This is a genomic window from Neptuniibacter pectenicola (assembly GCF_001597735.1).
Taxonomy (GTDB): Bacteria; Pseudomonadota; Gammaproteobacteria; order Pseudomonadales; family Balneatricaceae; genus Neptuniibacter; species Neptuniibacter pectenicola.
The window spans coordinates 1-1,700 of sequence record NZ_LUTS01000033.1 but is presented as its reverse complement, the minus strand read 5'-3'; the positions used below and the strand labels follow the sequence as shown (position 1 = coordinate 1,700).

General features: G+C 45.7%; 1 protein-coding gene. It reads right to left on the bottom strand.

Features of this window, described 5'->3' with window-relative positions; all coding sequences use genetic code 11:
- Positions 1–172 precede the first annotated feature (172 nt).
- Positions 173–1,606, bottom strand: coding sequence for an IS1182 family transposase (locus tag A3773_RS16680; protein WP_067988598.1), 1,434 nt, complete (start codon positions 1,604–1,606; stop codon positions 173–175).
- Positions 1,607–1,700 lie beyond the last annotated feature (94 nt).

The window sequence follows — 1,700 nt, the reverse complement described above, 5'->3', positions numbered from 1 at the left end:
CCAGACCGTGTGAAAAGTCTGATTGAGGATAAGCCTTCAACCATTAAGGGATTATCCATTCTGATCGCCATAATGAGCCATCTTTGGGGCTCACTTTCAGGTAAAGCCAGATTAGTGCCTAATCTATCCACTGCAAACCTACAGGCTTTGTACGGCAAAATGACAGCTCTTATTAGGCCTGTATTGCTCCTGTTAATGCTTTCACGCCCAACACATTGATAACTCGCTTAAGATTATAGGCAAGTACATGCAGACTCATCTCTGTGCTGACATTCTTAAATCTCCTTGTCAGGAAGTGAGTCGATCCCATCCATGCCTTGATCGTCCCGAAGGGGTGTTCAACCGTCTGTTTTCGGATCAACATGGTATCAGGTACAGCATTTAAGCGCTGCTGCATGGCTTCCATCTCTTCCTCATGAACCCATCGTCTCATTTTCCTGGGATCCCTCTTTGCCCGTGTACACCGGCTACGGATCGGGCAGCTTTTACAGGCTGCGATATTAAAGTACACCTTCAGCGGCAGTCCTTTCTCAATACTTTCAAATCGATACTGAAGCTCATTCCCCGCAGGGCAGATATAAGTATCCTTGTCATGCTCATACCTGAAGAGTGATTTGTTAAAGATGTTGTTCTTTTCAGAACCTGATGTGTCCCCCTTGGGAACAAAAGCTGTTACGCCAGTATCCTGGGCATTTTTAATGTCCTGACGGCTGTAATAGCCTTTGTCTGCTATAACCGTGATATCTTTCCTATCAAGGGCTGACTGAGCTAGTTCGGCTACACGAGTGAACTGACCTCGATCATTTGTATTCGTCACCTCATGAGCAATGATGAGATGATGTTTGGTATCAACAGCACTTTGGACGTTGTAACACACGGCTCGAGTCATTCCCTTGGTTTTTAGTAGACGGGAGTCCGGGTCTATCGTTGATACCTGTTTATCAGGGTGGTTTTGGACCTTCTCTTCCATTGATTTCAGTTCAGCCAGGCGCTGTTTCATCCAAGTGATTTTTTGGGCGATGGTTGTTTTGCCCTCACTGTTCGGATCGGCTTCGTCAGCCTGATCTAGCTTCGTTAAATACGCTTCAATATGCTTTTCAAACCGGTCGATATGGAACTTCAATTTCTGAGGCGTGAAGTTATTTTCCTTGCTGTTTACCGCTTTGAATTTGCTGCCATCGATAGCGACAACCGCCTCTGAGAACATGTTCATCTTTCGGCACAGATCGATGAAGGAGCGGCAGGCATTTTTAATGCCTTTGCCATTATCTTTTCGGAAATCAGCAATCGTCTTAAAGTCGGGTGTTAGCCGTTCTAGCAACCACATTAACTCGACATTACGGTTGGCTTCTTTCTCCAACCGTCTTGATGACTGAATCCGGTTCAAATAGCCGTAGATATAGAGCTTCAGGAGTGTAGCTGGGTGATACCCGGGACGCCCCGTAGATTTAGCTTTTACTCGCTGAAAGCCAAGACTGTGAAGATCAAGATGATCTACAAAGGCATCGATGACTCTGATCGGATTATCTTCTGATATGAAGTCGTCGAGAACTTCAGGAAACAACGTGACCTGTGATCGGCCCAAGCCTTGAATGTGGGATGACATATCAGCGAAACCTTGATGAATTCGCTGACCATTTTACCAACTTAAGCCTGTGTAAGCTCCGGGAAGGGTTTTGTTAGTTTTCACACAGCCTGTG